Here is an 18,733-nt window from a genome sequence, read left to right on the forward strand (position 1 = left end):
TCTGCGTCGAAAAAGCGATGGTGTTCAGCGAGGCAAAAACGCGTAATCTTGGCACTCCCGGCGAGCGCGCCAGCTAGCTCTCTGCTTTATCGATGGCCGACTTTGCCAAGCTCACGTCACTTAACGTTAGTCATGCTGCACATCGGAGACTTCCATGCCAAAAATGATATTTGTCAATCTGCCCGTTGCCAATCTCGCCGGGTCGACTGCTTTTTACGAAGCACTTGGCGGCACCAAAAATGCAGTCTTCTCGGACGCAACGTCCTGCTGCATGGTGTTTTCCGACACGATTCACGTGATGCTGTTGACGCATGAAAAATATCGCATCTTCACGTCCAGGCCAATTGCAGATACGCATGCGACCAGCGCGACGTTGATCGCGCTGAACGTCGATCTCCGCGACGAGGTTGATGCCACCATAGCCCGTGCCGCAGCAGCCGGTGGACAAGCCGACCCCAATCCCAAACAAGACCACGGGTTCATGTTTGGCCGCTCGATACAAGACCCGGACGGCCACGTGTGGGAGATTTTCTGGATGGATGCCGCCAAGGCAAATAGCGCGTGAATCTTATGGGTCGGGCGGGTTTCGACAGGAATGACCACAAACACCATCAGGAGACCGCCATGAGCATCAATGAAAGCTGCAATTGCGGCGAAACCGGGTTCAGCATTGCGAGGGAGATTTCCGCAAAGTTGGCGCGCTGCACTTGCTCATTCTGCGCAAAAACGAACATGCTTCAAGCGTATTACGCAACCGACCGTTGGCACTCCAGCTGACTGGCAGCACTTGGGCCACATCCTGCTACGGGTTTCAGCGCAACCGAAGCCGCACGCCGCCTCGCAAAAAATGACCGGAATCTCTTAGTCGAACGCCCGCGCGGTTCCAGTATCCCTGATCGGCCGGCCACTGATTGCCTGGCGGGTTGCAGTGCGCACCGGTTGACCAACAGGCGTCATCGTGAGCGCTGCGGCCATGCTGCTCGATAGCGTCATCGGCCATGAGCAGGTAGCCAAAGCGGACGACGCGGCGCTGACGGTAGCCTGCAGCCGCTGACACCTGACAAATCCAATGTGCATGGCGACGCTGCTTTGGCCGTGACGGTACGCAGCACGTCGGCCTATGCCGGCTTCGCGCCTGGGTACAAGCTGCGCATATTCGACGCATTACAGGCCGACGACAACTTCGCCACCATCGTCGTCGCGATGCGCGAAGGGCGCGCCATCCTCGACAACATCCACAAGGTTTTGCGCTACCAGCTGCCCTCGAACATGGGCGAGGTGCTGACCGTTTTTCCGGGCCTGGTGGAAGCCGGAGTGATCAGGCTGAAAGCCACCGACGGCGGCAACCGTGGTGCTGCCGCTGCTGGCCACGCAGCCCGTGCGGCGCAAGCTCATCACCGAATCGCCCCCCGCGCTCGCAATGGGTGTAGACCCCAGCACCGATGATTAAATGGCCCGCACGCCGCGGCATGTGAACGACCGGCTGATCGATGTCTGCATGTGGTCTAGCGTAATTCAGATCGACCTCGTGATTGCGGTAGCAAGCTTGCTGACGATGGATTTCTATCTGCCGGGCAGATTGATCTCCGGCACGGGCGACCTGACCACGGCCCGCACCGCCGGCTACATGGTGCTGGGATTGACCAGCCTGATCACCTGTTTTACTGCGCGCCCGGATATTGCGAGTGCATTCACCGGACTGTTCGCCAACCGGTGGCTATGGGGCGCCCTCGCGCTCTGGTTGCTGTTGCAGGTGGCGATCGCGCACCTGCCTTTCCTGAACATTGGCTTCGGTACGGCACCACTGGCGCCGGACCAGTGACTGATGTGCGCGGCTACGGCAAACGTGGCGTTGATCTGTAGCGAACTGCGCAAGCTGACGGGACGAATTTTCACGCGGCAAACGTTGCCCCGCGCCTGTAACAATTTGGTGCTTCGGTATCGAACTCGACATCAAGCCCGGCATCCAGCCCGACGCCATCAGACAGCATCTGAATACCGGCTGAAATGCGAACTCCCCGGGCAAGTTGCCTCGGACTAGGAAACCAAACCTGCCTGCATTTACCCTGACCCTACGACCTGAGCGAGCATCACGCGAGATTAAATCGCCTACAATCGGATCGCTTTTCCGATTGCTTTTTCCGATTCACTTTCTTGCAGATCGTGTTGATTTCAATGACCAATATCGTTCCTTCCGGCTGGCGCGAACTGGCGACCACTGGCGCCGCCTCCCGGGAAATCGCCACGCTGACACGTTTCGCCGATGGCCTTGATACCGACTATCTGATTTTTCATGGCGTGCACTGGACCAATATCGAAGACCGTTATTCGGTCTATGGCGAAATCGATTTCATCGTGGTCGCCCCCAACGGCCGGGTGCTGGTGATCGAACAAAAATCCGGTTTTCTGACAGAGACCGACGATGGCCTGATCAAGCGCTATCCCGGCCGCACAGAAAAAGTCCACCTCGCACTGATCCGCACCATCGGCACCTTGCGCAGCCGCTTTGCCCAGACTGGTGGCACGCTGGACATCGATTACTTGCTGTACTGCCCCGATTACCGCGTGACGCAACCCGCGCTGGCCGGGCTGGACCCAACGCGCATCGTCGACGCCAGCAATGCCGACCGGCTGATCCCGGTCATCCGTCAATTGCTGCCGCTGTCCGACGCCACGCCGCAGCGCGCAGCGGTCAGCCGTTTTTTCAATGACACGCTGCGCCTGATTCCGGACCCCAGCGCCATGGTCGGACGCGCCGATGCGCTGGTGACGCGACTGGCCGACGGGCTGGCGACCTGGGCGCGGCAAATCGAATTCACGCCATTTCGCCTGCGCGTGATCGGCACTGCAGGCAGCGGCAAGACCCAACTGGCGATGGCCGAATTCCGCGCCGCCGTTGCAGCCGGTCTGCATCCGCTGTACGTCTGCTACAACCGGCCGCTGGCCGACCACATGCGCGCCCTGCTTGGCCCGCAAGGCCGCGTCGCCAACTTCCACATGCTGTGCGATGCCTACGGCCGCGAAGCCGGCTCGACGCCTGATTACAGCAACCCGAACACCTGGCAAAGCATGGAAACCGTATTCGATCACGGTGACGTGCCAGCACATTGGCAGCACGACGTGGTCATCATCGACGAGGGACAGGATTTTTCGGAGGACTGGCGCGATGCGGTACTGAAACTGGTGCGCGCACCGGGCCGCGTGTTGTGGCTGGAAGATCCGATGCAGAACCTGTACGGACGCGCCCCGGTCGATCTGCCAGACTGGGTCACGCTGCGGGTCAACACCAACTACCGCAACCCGCGTGAAATTGTCGATCTGCTCGACGCCATCACCGACGGCCATGCACCGGCAATCGCAGCCAGTCCGTTTGTCAGTGCAGGTCTGACGCAATTCACGTATGCCGACGGTGATCAGGACGCTCTGCTGGAAGCCACCAAGGAAGCCGTGACACATTGCCTGTCGGCCGGATTTGCGCGCAACGATATCGTGCTGCTGTCATTCAAGGGACGCGAAAAATCCACCATCCTAAAGCTCGACCACCTGGGTCAGCATGCGCTGCACTCGTTCACGGGGGCCTACGATTTGCTGGGTAATCCGGTGTTTCGCAAAGGCGGCTTGCTGGCTGAATCGGTGTATCGCTTCAAGGGTCAGTCGGCGCCGGCGGTGATTTTTACCGAGATCGATTTCCAGGAACTGGATGAACGCACGATCCGCAAATTATTTGTGGGGATGACGCGGGCCAGCCTGAAGCTGGTGCTGGTGGCGAGTGCGTCGGCGACAAAAGTCCTGACACGTTTTGCCTAAAAATCTGCATAAAAAAACGGGCACCGCGAGGTGCCCGTTTTTTTAATTGCGGTGTGAATTGCCCGGATTGCGATCATTGCGGTTTCTGACGCCATCACCATCGCGATCACGGTCGTAGCGATTCGGGATACCGTCATGATCCTGGTCCCCACGCCCGCGGCCGTAACCGTTGCCATGGTTTCCGCGCTGCCATCCGCCCCGCTCCAGTCTCCAGCGCTCACCATCCTGGCGCCATTCCGGACGCATGTATTGGTAGCCAGGCCGCGAACGCTCCCAATGACCACGGGACCAGACATGTCGCTGGCCGCTCCAGTTCCAGTAGCCGGGAGCCCACTCGTAACCGCGTCGTGGTTGTGGCACCACCTCGTAACGTACCGGCGGAGGTGCATTGCCGATGATGACATTCACGCCGACTTGCGCCGATGCTGTCGTTGGCAGCAATGCTGCTGTGCTGATCAGTATTGCGGTGGCCGTGAGGATAATGCGCTTTGTGCTGTTCTTCATGCTGGGCTCCGTGAGGGGTTGTGAACTGACTATATCCGGCAATCGCGGATTTCCGGCTGATCGTGCAACTGCTTACATCTGACACAGCTCACGCACCTCGCATGTCATATGGAAACAGCGGGTTAAAATACGCGTCTTCCTCTTATGACCGCCATCATGCTTGCCACTCTCCCTGACGTAATTTTCGACCCGCTACCGGCCAGTGCCATTGATGCCGCGACCACCCACCTGCATGACGTATTGCAACTGGCCATCGAATATTCGCCGGCAAACAGGGCGGTGGTGGTGTCCGATACCGGCTGCGCGCTGGCATGTGCATTGACCGAAGCCTACCGGCGTTGCCTGCCCGAGGCGACCTTCATTGATTTCGCGTCCGTCGCGCCGGAGCAGATCCAGGCACTGTTTGCCACGCTGGACGCCGGCGACCTGGTGGTGCTGGTGCAGTCGACCAATTTCCGGCTGGACGCCTACCGCATCCGGGTCGAGCTGTTCAAGCGCGGACTGAAAGTCATCGAGCACCCGCATCTTGCGCGCATGCCGGGAGAGCAATCGCTGCATTACATTGCTGCGCTGGCGTATGACCCGCTGTATTACCGTGGCACCGGGATGGCCCTCAAGGAACGTATCGATCGCGCCGGTTCCGCGGTGGTTGACAGCGGCGGCGAGCAGCTGGTGTTTGGTGGCCCGCTGGAATCAGCCAAGATCAATATAGGCGACTACCGGGGCATGACCAATGTGGGCGGCCAGTTCCCGATCGGCGAAGTATTTACCGAAGCGCGCGACTTGGAAGCCGTCAATGGCCGGGTACGGATTTTTGTGTTTGGCGATACCGCTTTTTCCGTGAATCAGCCCGCGAAACCGATCACGCTGGTGATCAGCAAAGGCCGCGTCGTCGAGGCCGTCGACAGCACGCCGGAATTCGATCAGGTGCTGGCGAATATCCGCGCTGATGAAGGTGAAGTCTGGCTACGCGAGCTGGGCTTTGGCATGAATCGGGCGTTCAGCAAGGATTGCACTGTCGGCGACATCGGCACCTTCGAGCGCATGTGCGGCATCCACTTGTCGCTGGGCGCCAAGCACGGAATTTATGCCAAGCCGGGTTTCAAGCGCGGTGTGGTGCGCCATCATGTCGACGTGTTTGCCGTGACGGAATCGGTGCTGCTGGATGGCGTTGCCGTGTACCGGGATGGTGCCTGGGTCGTGTGACCAAACTTGTAAGCGTCACGCGCGTCCAAGATTGGCCGATGCTCCAGGATAAACTGCCGCACCTGCTAACGTCAGCCAACATCAGCCAACATTCCGAAAGCGAGCACGAAAAGCTCTTCGCCAGTCGATGATGAAAAAACAGACACCGTTAGTGACTGTCTTTACCCCCTCCGAACAAGTGACCCTCGATCAGGTTGCCCACCTCGCTTTGCCAGTTGTCTTCGGAAGGTATCTGCCCGTTTGGTGTCAGTTGATCGATCAGCTTCGGCAGGAACTGCGCGAGACTGGCAGCAGCCTGTTCGGTCGGGACTCCGCTATGCAGTGCAATATCACTGACTTGTGCTTCGCCCAGCGCACTGTGGATCTGCCCGGCTGATACCGGCTGGTTCTCGCCAAGACCGATCCACGAAGCCACCTGCTCCTGCAAGCCGCTGTCACGCAGCTGTTGCAGCAAACCTGACAATCCGCCGGTACTGGAGGCCAACGCCACTACCGCTTCAAGCAATCCGCCCGGTGGGCCTTGTGGTTCGTCATCGGCTTGCGGCAAACCGAGTTTGCCTTTGATTTGCCCTGTCAGTTGATTCAGAATTCCCATCATTTTCTCCGGTTGGATTGCGCCATCGCGCGTGCAACCCGATCCGGCCAGACCGGTCGGGCCGATTGCAGCCTTCACTATAGAAGAGCTAAACGACATGACTTTGCGTTTGCGCCAACCTGCGTAGGTCACTTGGCGATGTCAGGATTGGCAAGACATGCAACCGCGCCTGACGTGACACGCAACTGCAGCACAGTCCCGGTTAAAAATGAAAAACCCTGGCCTTTGGCGGTTGCGTGCACCAGCACCGTTGCCGATCACGCGAACCCTGCGCTGTAATACGTTCAGCCAGTTCTGGCTTGCTCACCGACGGACACCCCATGCCACCTTCTTTTTGCGACTACTCCCATCGCCTCCCGGGATTTCTCTTCACGCTGCTGTTAGCCGGATGTGGCGGCAGCGATGCCAGTCAAGGCCCGCCACCCGACCAGTTCAGTGCGGTACGCAACGTTGCCGGTGCGCCCGCCTGCCCCGCCGCACCGAACTCATTGCGCAACATCACCAGCGTTCAGGGCAGCAGCCGTCTTAGTCCAAGGGATGGCCAACCAGTCACGGTGCGCGGCGTGGTGACTGGCGACTTCCAGGACACGCGCCAGTTGCATGGATTTTTCCTGCAACAGCCGGTGCCGGACCAGAATGCCGGCACCTCCGAAGGCCTGTTTGTCTACTTGCCGTCGGGCGCAAAACGGGTCACAGCAGGACAGTACGTGCAGGTCAGCGGCACCATCGACGAATACAAAAGCAGCAGCGCCGACACCGATCGGCTCACCCGCATCAACAACGTCAAAACCATCACCATTTGCGGAACGGGTCCTGCCATCTCACCGCGTGCAATCACATTGCCACTGGCAAGCAACAAGGACTTCGAAGCGCTCGAAGGCATGCTGGTACGTTTCACCCAGCCGCTGACCGTGTCCGACAACCATGATCTGGGCGACCACGGCACCCTGTTGCTGTCCGTCGGCGACCGCCTGTGGCAACCCGGCAATCATCCGGTGCGCACCGATGTCGCAGCAATTGCGACCGACAACGCGCGCTCCCAGATTCTGCTGGATGACGGCGCCAACATCGTTCATCCGGCGACCATTCCGTACCTGAGCGCCAGCGACACCAGCGGCACGCGTCGCACCGGCGATACCGTCACCGGCTTGCAGGGCATCCTGAGCTGGTCATTCAATGCATGGCGATTGCATCCCACCGAACGCCCGGTCTTCACGTCGGCCAACGCGCGTCCGGATGCACCGATGGCGGTCGGAGGGACACTGCGGGCGGCCAGCCTGAACGTGCTGAACTTCTTCACGACCTTGAATGAACGCGGTGCCAATACCAGCCTGGAACGCACCCGCCAACGCGACAAACTGGTCAGCGCGATCATCGGCCTCGATGCCGATGTGCTGGGGTTGATGGAAATTGAAACCGGCACTGCTGCCCTCACTAATCTGGTGACGGCGATCAACGCTCGCATGGGCAAGAACACTTACGCCGCGATCCAGAGCGGCACGCCCGGCAGCGATGCGATCAAGGTGGCCATCATCTACAAGCCGGCCGCGGTCGCACCGGTGGATGGCCCGGAACTGCCACCGACACGGGGGTTCATCGTCGATGGCGGCGTTCGTCCGCCACTGGCACAGCGTTTTTCTGCACGCGATAACCAGCGTGAATTCTGGCTGGTGGTCAGTCACCTGAAAAGCAAAAGCAGTTGTCCGCGTGACTCCCGCAGTATCGAGCGCGACCGTGGCCAGGGTTGCTGGAACGCCGCCCGCACACGTCAGGCTGCATCGCTCGATAGCTGGGTAGCGGACCTGGTGAGTCGTTCGGGTGAACCCGACGTTCTGATGCTGGGTGATTTCAATGCCTACCTGAGCGAAGATCCGATCCGCGCCATCGAGGCTGCCGGCTACGAAAACCTGCTGCGCCGGCTGCCCGCAAAAGAACGCTATTCGTACGTGTTTGCCGGCCAGTCTGGCGCACTCGATTACGGTTTTTCCAGCAAGACACTGGCGGCGCAGGTCAGTGGCGTGACGATCTGGCATATCAATGCCGATGAGCCGGGGGTCCTGGACTACAACACCGAGTCACGTCCGGATGATCGCTATGCAGCGACGCCCTTTCGCTCGTCCGATCACGATCCGGTTCTGGTGGGGCTGAATCTGCAGCTACGGCGTTGACCATAGAGCGATCGCTAATTCATCAGTGCCACGCGCACCGCGAGGGCTCTGGCAGGACTTGTTACGGATGTCGATTAGTGCTTTATGCCAACTTTAAATTTCGGTGTTGCTGTTTTTACAGAGCGCCTGATGCATAATTTGTGCCGGGCAACTTCACGACTTTCTTTTTCACCAGTGATCTTTTTAAGGAGGTCTTCTCTTGTTCAAGCGCACCTCACTTTTTCTGACACTGCTTATTACCGTGGTGGTGACACTGACGACGATCACAGTGATCAGCATCAGCGTGATGTCCGTGCTTCGGGCCTATGTCGGCGCCGAAAGTCTCTGGTCCAAAGCGCAAAAGGACGCGACCTCTGCACTAACGTCCTATGCCAGCAGCGGCCGCGAAAGCGATCTCGCACTCTTTCGCGAGAAACTGCGCGTGACTGCCGGCTTCCGGCGTGCACGTCTTGAAATGAATCTTGCAACACACGATGATGCGGTTGTGCGCCAGGGTTTTCTCGATGGCGGCGTCCATGCCGACGACATCCCGGGCATGGTCTGGGTATATCGCAACTTCAAATGGCTACCCGACATCGCCCGAGCGGTCGCCTTCTGGGAAACTGCTGATGCGATACTTGCACAACTGGAGCCAGTCAGCCAAAGCGTGCAGGACGGCTATCGGGATCGTCAAAGCATGACATCGGTTGAAGTAACCATTTCTGAGATTGCCCGCATCAATAAAAGCCTGACTCCGCTTGAGGAAGGGTTTTCCAATGCCATCGAAGATGCGTCACGCCTGATACGCAATCTGCTGATGGTCGGCGTGACATCGGTCGCACTGCTGCTGATGGGCAGTAGCGTGATCGTGCTGCGCAGGATCAGTATCCGTGGTGATCGGCTGGAAGCACAACTGCGGCAAAGCGAAGAACGAATGATCATGGGATTTCGCGGCAGTGGCGCAGGTTTGTGGGACTGGGACATCCAGCGAAACGCGGTGTACTACTCGCCCTGGATCACAGAGTTGCTTGGCTACGCCGAGGGCACCATGAACATCCTGCCATCAGCGTTTATCGAGCTGATGCATCCAGACGATCGTGAACAGAGCAGAGTTGCCCTTGCATTGCACTTCAAGACCTCGTCGCGCTACGACATCGAATTCCGCCTGAAAACCAGTGATGGCAATTACCTGTGGTGTCGCTCACGGGCGCAAGCCACGCGCGCCGCAGACGGGGCACCGATCCGCATGGTCGGCACACTCGTCGACATCAGCGACCTCAAGGCAGCTGAAGCCCAGGCGTTCAGCGACAAGGAGCTTGCCCAAGTAGCGTTGGCGGCCATTGGCGAGGCGGTCATCACGACCGACACCGAAGGACGCATCACGTATTGCAACCAGGTCGCCGAAGCATTGCTGGGCCAGCGCCTGATCGTTTTGCGCAACCAGCCGCTCGCATCCGTTTGCCGTCTCGTCCATGAAGAAGTCCATCAGGAAATTACTGACCTGGTCGGTCCGGCCATGCGTGGCGACACCGGCATTGCCGCGAAGAGCACGTTGCTGTTGCACTGCCTCGCTGGCAGAGTCATTCCGGTGACGCATTCCGTGGCATCGATCCGTAATTTTTCCGGCAAGATCATCGGTGCTGTAGTGGTGCTGCACGATGTCAGCGAAGGCAGGCGGCATGCGGCCGAGTTGTCGCACCAGGCCAACCATGATGCACTGACCGGCGTACTGAACCGGCGCGCATTCGAGCGCCAGCTCAACGCACTCATACAGGAGACTTCGGTAGCCGGGGGGAGTAACACCGCAGCGAACAGAACAGCCGACAAACCATATGCCGTCATGTATCTGGATCTCGATCAGTTCAAGGTGGTCAACGATACCTGTGGCCATGCCGCCGGTGACGCACTGATTTGCCAGGTCAGCATGATCCTGCAACAAAGCGTACGAGATGGCGATCTGGTGGCCCGTCTGGGTGGCGACGAATTCGGCATCGTGCTCAAGAACTGTCATAACGAGCGCGCCCAACGTATCGCCGAGATATTACGACAAGGCATCGCCGATATCCGCTTTGCGTGGGGCAACCAGCATTTTGCAGTGGGTGTCAGCGTTGGCCTGGTGGTCGCCACACAAGGATCCAGCACGCTCAAGGAAATCATGAAAGCGGCCGACGCGGCCTGCTACATGGCAAAGGAAAAAGGCCGCAACCGGGTACATGTTTATAGCGAAGACGACGAAGAGCTCTCGATACGCCATACCGAAATGACCTGGGTCGCGCGGATCAAGAACGCCCTTGAGCGCGATCGCTTTTGTCTGTATGCGCAAGCGATCGTGCCATTGCAGGCGGCCACCGCCGACACGTCCGGCACCGGTCACGACCACGTCGAGATCTTGCTACGCATGCTGGACGACGACGGCAAGATCATCGCCCCGATGGCCTTCATCCCGGCTGCCGAACGCTATGGACTAATGCCGCAGATTGATCGCTGGGTGATCCGCAACACCTTCCGCATGCTGGCCGAAAAACAGTCGCAACCGGGTACGCCGATGACAACGTGCGCCATCAATCTGTCGGGTGCATCGATCGACGACGATCAATTTCTGGAGTACGCGCTGGAGCAGCAACGCCTGCACGGTGTGGCATGGTCCGTGGTCTGCTTTGAAATCACGGAAACGGCAGCGATTGCCAATCTGTCGAAGGCGGCCGGGCTGATCACCCGCTTGCGCGAGCTCGGCTGCAGCTTTGCACTCGATGACTTTGGTGCCGGCATGTCATCGTTCAGCTATCTTAAACACTTACCGGTCGACTATCTGAAGATTGACGGCAGCTTCGTCAAGGACATGTTGACCGATGTCACCGATCGCGCAATGGTGGATGCCATCAACCAGATCGGCCACGTCATGGGAAAAAAAACCATTGCCGAATTCGTGGAAAACGACGCGATCCGGGAATGCTTGCGGGAGATGGGCGTCGATTTTGCACAGGGCTACGGGGTCGGTCGTCCTGAACCGGTAGTGATGTCGGCTCTGTGGCACGATCGACGCAAGGCGCAGGCAACCTAGGCGTTCGATGTCAGAGTGAAGCCAGCCCGCGCCATGGAACCAAGCCACCGATGAATCTCACTCAGAGTAAGAGCCTGAAAGGGCCCGAACGAAGCAACAGCACGCAGTAACACGCATATCGTGAGCGAACACTAGCAAGCGCGAGTCACAACCACCAAGAATCCACTTCTGAGAGGCTACCGTGATGATCCGTTCCCACCCTTCCCTTCCGTCCCGACCCATCGACCTGCTATTGCGTCAGCTTGGCCTTGATCACCTGCCAGGCGCCGAGCAGCCTGGTACAAACTGCACGCTCAAGGTCGGTGCGATCCATATCGAACTGATCGAATCCGATCAGCACGGGCTGACCCTCCAATGCTTCCCGGGCGTGCTGGCCGAACCGACCATCGCTGCGCTGTCGATCTTGCTGGCAGAAAATCATGCCCGCGGTGATCTGCCACTGATCAGCGTCAGCCTGGTTGCCGAGGCGCCGTCCAACGTGCAAGTCTGGTCGCGCCTGAGCACGAAGCACTCCAGCACCGAGGTACTCGTGAATTGGTTCGTCTGCTTCAATGAACTGGTGCAAGCGCTGCACTGCTGGCTGGACGAAGGTGCACCTGCATTTTCGGCCATGAGCGACGGCGATACGCCGGCAGCACTGCTGCACTAAGCTCGGCGCAGAATACGCATCGGACCCTGACAGGACTGCGCAGGGTTGCAAATGCAATCGGCTTCTGCTGTAACGAGTGCCGGCCCCTCCCCGTACAATTTTTTTTTCATGCTCCCGGTGGCGAACGCGCTACCGCATCACCAACACACGATGGAATACCCTCCGTTTTCCGTCGTTGCAGCAGCACCCGAATCTGTTGACAAATAAATACTAAAAAAGCGGGTCGGCAGACGAACCAGACTCCGGTCAGGCACCACTTAACACCGTATCCACTGACTGCCACTCTTTCCGATCATGAAAATTCTCGCGTTTGTATGTTCCATCGTTGCCCGTTATCGGCGGCATGAATTCGTTGCAGAGACCCGGTTACCCAACCAGGTACCTGATCAGGCCATCCCTGGCGCAACACCACTGGACACCACGCTTCCGCAACCAGACTTATGCAGAAGCAGCGACAAGTCGCAACAGCAGCTTGCCAATGCAAACAGGGAACTGGAAACGGCGCCCCGCACAACCGCCCTCACCACTCTGGAGTCGGCGCTGAAAACATTGAACGAGCGCCAGATTGCGAACCCATCAGGGGAAGACAGAGAGTGTCTGCAGCGCGCCTTCAGCAACCTCCACACCTATCTGGAACGATACGACATCACGCAGCATCCGTTGACGTTCATGCCATGGCTGATGTTAATCGCGCGTCGGCTGTCCCAACTATCCGACCCGCGTCAAACTGATCAGGGGCTGACCTTGATCGGCCGTACCTTGCATGTTTTTCCGGACCTGGCACTAGCCCATGAATTGGCGACGCAACTCGCCGGATTGCCAGAAGAGTTGCAACAACGCACGCTGACCGTGCTGGAAGATGTCCTGAGACAGAACGGTGACCTGCCACAGGCGCACGTCGATATCCTGGTCGCTTTAACAGGCGCATTGCATTGTCAGGGTTGCCGGGAACGCATAGACGGAATGATCCAGACCGCACTGACGCAACTCCGTCTGGAGCCGGTGTTGTCCGGAGAAATCCGACTCGCAATGATCAAGGGATATAGCCAAGGTCACGGTGATACCGAGATGACACTGCTGCTGTGATTGCGTGATGCCCGGACTGATACGACAGGAAGGACAAATCAGTCCATGCTGCCGATGCAGTAGTGTGCGATGGCATCGAGCACATCCGGATTCTCGCCCACGGCAGCCGCGACCTTGATCACCAGCGCTGGATGGCTTACGCGCAGCGCCTCGACGATCAATGGCAGGTCACGCAGGACATGGCCGCCCTGCCCCAGGAATACCGGCACGATGGTAACGTTGGTGCAGCCGTCCAGCACCAGTGCAGCGACGGTCTCGGGCAACTGCGGCGTCATCAGTTCGAGGAACGCCAGCCGCACGGCAACCGTCGGCAATTGTGCGCTGGCGATCTGCTGCAAGCGTTCGAACGGTGCCGCCCAACCGGCTGCGCGAGCGCCGTGGGCAAATAAAATCAAGGCTGATGTCGTCATGTTGATGGTGTGTGGGTCTGTGGGTCTGTGGGTCTGTGGATCAATGTCGTTCGACCCACCACAATGCACCGATCGCACCCACCAGGAAAAACAGGCTGGGAGCGACCGCCGTGGCAAGTGGTGGCCAGGTATTGAGCAGGCCGATATGCGAGAACAGGCTGTTGAGCAATTTGAAGCTGACACCTATCATAATGCCGATAAAAATTTTCAGACTGACACCGCCACTGCGTGCATGCAGATAGGCAAACGGCAACGCCAGCGCCATCATCACGAAGACCGCAAACGGATAGACGATTTTTTTCCAGAAAGCGATGTCGTAGCGCTCGGTCACCTGCTTGTTTTCGGCCAGGTGGCGCGTGTACGAAGACAGATCCAGCGCAGACATCCGGTCCGGATCGGCGAAGGTCACCGACAACAGATCCGGTGTAATTTCGGACACCAGTTCCTTGTTCGCCAGCTTGGTGGTGGCAATCCCTGCCGCCGCATCGGGCAGGGTATTGAGGTCGAACACGGTCGGCGCAAACAGCGTCTCCGACACCTGGTCGAGACGCCAGCGCTTGTTGCCCTGAAAAGTGGCGGAGGCCGCCGTCACCATCGACGTCAGGCGTAGTTCAAGGTCAAACTGGTACAGCTTCAATTCTTTCAACTGGCCATTGGGCAGCAACTCGCCGACGTTCACAAAACGTGATCCGGTCACCGTGCCACTGGCATCCTTGATCAGGTCCTTGGTCCACAAGCCGGAACGGAATTCTTTGGACGTGCTGCCCTGGGCCTGCTGCTTGAGGCGCTCGGCGCGTTCGGCGCTGGCCGGCGAAATGACTTCACCAAACAGAAATGTAATCAGCACAAAGACCAGACCGATCTTTGCCAGCATGAAGCCGGCCTCGGTGGTCGACAAACCCGATACCCGCATGATGGTGAACTCGGAGTTCGACGCCAGTTGCGCCAGCACGTAAATCGTCCCGATCAGCGCGGCGATCGGCATCAGTTCGTACGTGTATCCGGGCAATCCGAGCAGGATATACAGGAAGGCATGCTGGATTTGGTAACCACCGCGCCCGACCGACGGCAATTCATTGATCAGGTCAAAAAATGCGAACAGTGCCAGGAACGCCAGCAGCACGAAGAACACCGAGCGCAGTACTTCCTTGCCCAGATAGCGCTGAAGGACGGTCATGCTGCACCCCGCCGGACAACGAAACTACGCTTGATCTTGCTCCACCAGAGCAGCGGGTGATACGCGCTATTCATGTTGAGTCGCCACGAAAACAGCAACCCGACGATCAGCAGCGCCAGCAAATGAATCGGCCACCATGCAATCCAGATCGACAGTTTTCCCTGCACCACGGTTGCCTGCATCAGGCTGACCATATTGCTGTAAAAAACAAACAGCAACAGGGCGATGATCAGATTGGCGGAACGGCCACTGCGCGGATTGACAAAGCCCAGCGGTATCGCCAGCACCATCAGAAACAGGCCCATCAGCGGCAACGAAATCCGCCACAGCAGCTCGCCGCGGGCGAAGCCGTCCTGTATCAGCAGCAACTCTGCCGTAGTCATCGAGCGTGCCGACTTGTCGCCCTGCAGCACGGTCGACGTGCTCGATACCAGCACCCCATACCGCTCGAATTCCATCAACTGAAAATCCCGCTCGTCGAGCGATCCCTCGTAGCGACGACCCTTGGACATCACCAGGAATTTATCGCCGTTGGCATCGACTTCGGTACGGCCCTCCTTGGCCACCACGATACTGCTCTTGCCATCCCGCGTGGTGCTGACGAAGATATTGCGCACGTTCATCGCATCACCGCTGACGCCTTCGACAAAAAAGACCCGGTCAGCCGATGAGGATTCCTGGAATTTGCCGGGAGAGACCTTGGCAATATCGGCACGCTTGTCGAAGCGCTCGCGAAACTCGGCGCTGGAACGGTTCGCCCATGGCGTCACATACAGACTCAGCAGCGCGATCAGTGCGACCACCGGCAGGCCCACTGACAGCACGGTGGGGATCCAGCGCAGCAGGCTGACGCCGCTCGTGAACCAGACCACCATCTCGGAATCCTGGTAACTGCGAGCGACCACCAGTAGTACAGAGATAAAGGTTGTCAGTATCAGGATCACGGGCATATAGTTCAGCGCCGCAAACCCGATCAGGGCGATGACATCTTCGGACGCGACTTTGCCGCCTGCGGCCTGACCAAGAATCTTGATCAGCATCACAGTGATGGTAATCGTGAAGAGGGTAGTGAAGACGGCGCCTGCGGTGCTAATCAATTCGCGTCGGAGCGCGCGCTGGAAAATCATGAGGAGCTTATAATTGCGTTCGCAAAATGGGAGAGAATCGATGGACTTTAGCATAAAAACATTTGACGCCAAAACCTCACTGGCCAACGTCAAGGCCGGTTGTGTCGCAGTGGGTGTATTCGAAGGAAAACAATTATCGGCAGCAGCCCGCTCGATCGATGCCAGCGGCGAAATGACTGCCGCTCTGAAGTCCGGTGACATCACCGGCAAAGCAGGCAGCACCTTGTTGTTGCGTGGTGTCGCCGGCGTCACCGCCGAGCGCGTGCTGCTGGTGGGACTGGGCAAGGAAGCGCCTGTCAGCCAGAAGGATTTCGACAAGGCACTGCGCGCCGTGGCCCAGGTGTTTGCCACCATCGGCGCCACCGATGGCGTCATCGCGCTGCCGTTCGACGACCTCCGCGACAGTAGTGTCAGCCGGGCCATCCACTGCGCCGTCGGTGCCATCGAAACCCAGGCGTATCGCTTCGATGAAATGAAAAGCAAGAAAGACCCGGCACCGGAAGGCGTCAGGAAAGTCGTGTTCGCCGTCGCGGCCGACGATGTCGACAGCGCCAAAGCGGCCATCGTCAGCAGTGTGGCCCTGGCGCGTGGCATGAACCTGACCAAGGACCTCGGCAACCTGCCGCCGAACGTCTGCACCCCGACCTACCTCGCCGAGATCGCCCGCAAGATGGCGAAAGACTTCAAGCTGGGTATCGAGGTACTCGACCGCAAGCAGCTCGAAGCACTGAAGATGGGCAGCTTCCTGTCGGTCACCAACGGCAGCATCGAGCCACCGAAATTCATCGTGCTCAAGCACATGGGCGGCAAGTCCAAGGATGCGCCGGTGGTATTGGTCGGCAAAGGCATCACCTTCGATTCAGGCGGGATCTCGCTCAAGCCCGGCTCCGGCATGGATGAAATGAAGTACGACATGTGTGGCGCCGCCACCGTGCTCGGCACCTTCCGCGCGATCGCCGAACTGAAGCTGAAGCTGAACGTGATCGGTGTCATCGCCACCTGCGAAAACATGCCATCGGGCAGCGCCACCCGTCCGGGCGACATCGTCACCTCGATGTCCGGCCAGACCATCGAAGTCCTCAACACCGACGCCGAAGGTCGTTTGGTCCTGTGCGATGCACTGACCTATGTCGAACGCTTCAAGCCAGCCGCCGTGGTCGATATCGCGACCCTGACCGGTGCCTGCGTGGTCGCCCTCGGCAACCACAACACCGGCTTGTTCACGCGCCATGACGACGCGCACGATGCACTTGCCGACGAATTGCTGGCCGCCGGCAAGACTGCGGGTGACACCGCATGGCGCATGCCGATTGAAGAAGCCTACAACGAACAGTTGAAGTCCAACTTCGCCGACATGGCCAACATCGGCACACCCGGTGGCGGCAGTATTACTGCAGCCGCGTTCCTCGAACGGTTCACGAAGCAATACACCTGGGCCCATCTGGATATCGCCGGAACCGCCTGGAAAAATGGCGCTGCCAAAGGCGCAACCGGCCGTCCGGTACCGCTGCTGACGACCTTTTTGCAAAACCGGGTCGACGCTGCAAAGTAATTTCCACTGACCACCCCACGGCGTTCGCAGGACATGCTCGATGTGCTGCGAACGCCGTTTTCATTCCGGGAAACACACATGAAATCACGCTCTTATTTGCTCTGCGCATTGCTGGCGGTCGCGCTCACCAGCGCCACACCTGCCGCTTTTGCCCAGGCCGACACCATCCGTGCCGTCGTCGCCAAGCCGTTGCAGGAAGCACAGGAACTGGTCAAGGCGAAGCAATTCGCCGAAGCCCTGGTCAAGCTGAACAGCCTCGATGCGGTGCCCGAGCGCACTCCGTTCGAACTCTTCACGATCGATCGCACGCGGGGCGCAGCAGCGGCCGGCGCGGGTGACACCGAACTGACTGCGGCGGCATTCCAGCGCGTCATCGACAGCGGGCGCCTGCCGGCTGCCGAGCAATTGCAGCTGACCGAAGGCGTTACAGCCAACTACTATAATGCCAAGAATTATTCCCAAACCATCGTCTGGGCACAGCGCTACCTGAAACAGGACAGCGCCAACGAAGCCGTGCAGAACATGCTGGTGCAGTCACAGTATTTGAGCGACAACCACGCTGCGGTGGTGGCAACGCTGGCACCCCGGCTTCTGGCCAATGATCAGGCCAACCGCGCCACGCCGGAAATCCAGCTGCAAATGCTCGCCGACAGCGCCCGCAAAACCAGCGACAACGCCACCTACGTGAGCACGCTCGAACGGCTGGTAAAAACCTATCCGAAGCCGTCGTACTGGGCCGACCTGATTAACCGTATCCCGCGCCAGCCCGGATTTTCGGATCGCTACACGCTGGACGTGCTGCGTCTGCAGCGTGCCACCGGCACGCTCGCCAATGCCCTCGACTACGCCGACATGGCCGAACTGGCGCTGCAGGCGAACCTGCCGGCCGAAGCAATGGCTGTCCTGGACGAAGGCTACGCCGCCAACCTCCTCGGGGTGGGTCCGCAAGCTGCGCGCCACACCAAGCTGCGCACCCAGGCGCGTACCCAGGCCGCCGCCGACCAGAAAATCATGGCCGACAGCGAAGCCGCCGCACAAAAATCCCCCAACGGGACGGCACTGGTCAATCTGGGCACGAACTATCTTGGCCAGAAAAACACGGCTAGGGCAATTGCCTTGCTCGACCAGGGCATCGCCAAGGGCGGACTGAAACGTCCCGATGAAGTCACGCTGCATCTGGGTCTGGCATTGCAGCAGTCCGGTGACAAGGCGCGCGCGGCGAGCGTGCTGAAGTCATTGCAAGGCCGTCACGATGGCAGCGCCGAGCTGGCGCGGTTGTGGACTTACGTGCCGTAGAAAATACTGCGCGCCGCAAGCCGGCCAGCTTTACCTTGACACACACCGACACCCGGAATATTCAACCGGCCCATCGGGCCTGCTGCTGGCAATCAGGCCAACGACAGGCCCGACAT

17 protein-coding genes are annotated in these 18,733 nt (G+C 59.1%); 12 read left to right on the plus strand and 5 right to left on the minus strand.

Annotated features, from left to right (window positions below):
* Positions 1 to 154 precede the first annotated feature (154 nt).
* The 5 genes from ABD720_RS13455 (at position 155) to ABD720_RS13475 (ending at position 3,807) form a co-directional block, all read left to right on the plus strand.
* Positions 155 to 565 carry a VOC family protein gene (locus tag ABD720_RS13455; RefSeq protein WP_344763849.1) on the plus strand — a complete coding sequence of 137 codons (411 nt, stop codon included), beginning with the start codon at positions 155 to 157 and terminating at the stop codon, positions 563 to 565.
* 59 nt (positions 566 to 624) lie between these two features.
* A complete protein-coding gene (locus ABD720_RS13460; protein ID WP_344763850.1) occupies positions 625 to 777 on the plus strand; it encodes a hypothetical protein in 153 nt (50 codons plus the stop codon).
* 294 nt (positions 778 to 1,071) lie between these two features.
* Complete coding sequence (locus ABD720_RS13465) at positions 1,072 to 1,446, plus strand: hypothetical protein (RefSeq protein WP_344763851.1); 375 nt, start codon at positions 1,072 to 1,074, stop codon at positions 1,444 to 1,446.
* A gap of 4 nt (positions 1,447 to 1,450) precedes the next feature.
* A complete protein-coding gene (locus tag ABD720_RS13470) occupies positions 1,451 to 1,822 on the plus strand; it encodes a cation transporting ATPase C-terminal domain-containing protein (RefSeq protein ID WP_344763852.1) in 372 nt (123 codons plus the stop codon).
* Between the two features lie 353 nt (positions 1,823 to 2,175).
* Entirely contained in the window at positions 2,176 to 3,807 is a 1,632-nt protein-coding gene (locus tag ABD720_RS13475; protein ID WP_344763853.1) for an ATP-binding domain-containing protein, read from the plus strand.
* A gap of 42 nt (positions 3,808 to 3,849) precedes the next feature.
* Here the strand turns inward: ABD720_RS13475 and ABD720_RS13480 are convergent, their stop codons facing one another.
* Positions 3,850 to 4,311: a YXWGXW repeat-containing protein gene (locus ABD720_RS13480; protein WP_344763854.1), complete on the minus strand. Its 462-nt coding sequence runs from the start codon at positions 4,309 to 4,311 to the stop codon at positions 3,850 to 3,852.
* A 156-nt stretch (positions 4,312 to 4,467) separates the two neighbouring features.
* Between ABD720_RS13480 and ABD720_RS13485 the strand changes: the two genes are divergently transcribed.
* Positions 4,468 to 5,517, plus strand: coding sequence for a M29 family metallopeptidase (locus ABD720_RS13485; protein WP_344763855.1), 1,050 nt, complete (start codon positions 4,468 to 4,470; stop codon positions 5,515 to 5,517).
* A gap of 148 nt (positions 5,518 to 5,665) precedes the next feature.
* On the opposite strand, the gene ABD720_RS13490 is transcribed toward ABD720_RS13485, so the two are convergent.
* Positions 5,666 to 6,112 carry a YidB family protein gene (locus ABD720_RS13490; protein ID WP_344763856.1) on the minus strand — a complete coding sequence of 149 codons (447 nt, stop codon included), beginning with the start codon at positions 6,110 to 6,112 and terminating at the stop codon, positions 5,666 to 5,668.
* A 320-nt stretch (positions 6,113 to 6,432) separates the two neighbouring features.
* Between ABD720_RS13490 and ABD720_RS13495 the strand changes: the two genes are divergently transcribed.
* From ABD720_RS13495 to ABD720_RS13510, 4 genes are all read left to right on the plus strand, one after another.
* Positions 6,433 to 8,280 (plus strand): ExeM/NucH family extracellular endonuclease, encoded by a 1,848-nt coding sequence (locus ABD720_RS13495; protein ID WP_344763857.1) that lies wholly within the window; start codon positions 6,433 to 6,435, stop codon positions 8,278 to 8,280.
* Between the two features lie 199 nt (positions 8,281 to 8,479).
* Positions 8,480 to 11,320, plus strand: a complete 2,841-nt coding sequence (locus tag ABD720_RS13500; protein WP_344763858.1) for an EAL domain-containing protein — start codon at positions 8,480 to 8,482, stop codon at positions 11,318 to 11,320.
* Between the two features lie 181 nt (positions 11,321 to 11,501).
* The gene (locus ABD720_RS13505) at positions 11,502 to 11,969 is read left to right on the plus strand and encodes a type III secretion system chaperone family protein (protein WP_344763859.1); all 468 of its coding nucleotides are present in this window, start codon (positions 11,502 to 11,504) and stop codon (positions 11,967 to 11,969) included.
* A 294-nt stretch (positions 11,970 to 12,263) separates the two neighbouring features.
* Positions 12,264 to 13,055, plus strand: a complete 792-nt coding sequence (locus ABD720_RS13510; RefSeq protein ID WP_344763860.1) for a hypothetical protein — start codon at positions 12,264 to 12,266, stop codon at positions 13,053 to 13,055.
* A 38-nt stretch (positions 13,056 to 13,093) separates the two neighbouring features.
* Here the strand turns inward: ABD720_RS13510 and ABD720_RS13515 are convergent, their stop codons facing one another.
* From ABD720_RS13515 to lptF, 3 genes are read right to left on the minus strand one after another with little or no spacing between them, the layout of a single operon-like run.
* A complete protein-coding gene (locus ABD720_RS13515; RefSeq protein WP_344763861.1) occupies positions 13,094 to 13,465 on the minus strand; it encodes a sirohydrochlorin chelatase in 372 nt (123 codons plus the stop codon).
* A gap of 40 nt (positions 13,466 to 13,505) precedes the next feature.
* Entirely contained in the window at positions 13,506 to 14,642 is a 1,137-nt protein-coding gene (gene lptG, locus ABD720_RS13520; protein ID WP_344763862.1) for an LPS export ABC transporter permease LptG, read from the minus strand.
* Positions 14,639 to 15,769 (minus strand): LPS export ABC transporter permease LptF, encoded by a 1,131-nt coding sequence (gene lptF / locus ABD720_RS13525; protein WP_344763863.1) that lies wholly within the window; start codon positions 15,767 to 15,769, stop codon positions 14,639 to 14,641. The genes lptG and lptF overlap by 4 nt, the downstream gene beginning before the upstream one ends.
* A 40-nt stretch (positions 15,770 to 15,809) precedes the next feature.
* Between lptF and ABD720_RS13530 the strand changes: the two genes are divergently transcribed.
* Both ABD720_RS13530 and ABD720_RS13535 read left to right on the plus strand, forming a co-directional pair.
* Complete coding sequence (locus tag ABD720_RS13530; protein ID WP_344763864.1) at positions 15,810 to 17,321, plus strand: leucyl aminopeptidase; 1,512 nt, start codon at positions 15,810 to 15,812, stop codon at positions 17,319 to 17,321.
* 78 nt (positions 17,322 to 17,399) lie between these two features.
* Positions 17,400 to 18,617 carry a tetratricopeptide repeat protein gene (locus ABD720_RS13535; RefSeq protein ID WP_344763865.1) on the plus strand — a complete coding sequence of 406 codons (1,218 nt, stop codon included), beginning with the start codon at positions 17,400 to 17,402 and terminating at the stop codon, positions 18,615 to 18,617.
* The last annotated feature ends 116 nt before the right edge of the window (positions 18,618 to 18,733 follow it).

It is taken from the genome of Actimicrobium antarcticum, assembly GCF_039536745.1.
GTDB classification, from domain to species: Bacteria; Pseudomonadota; Gammaproteobacteria; order Burkholderiales; family Burkholderiaceae_D; genus Actimicrobium; species Actimicrobium antarcticum.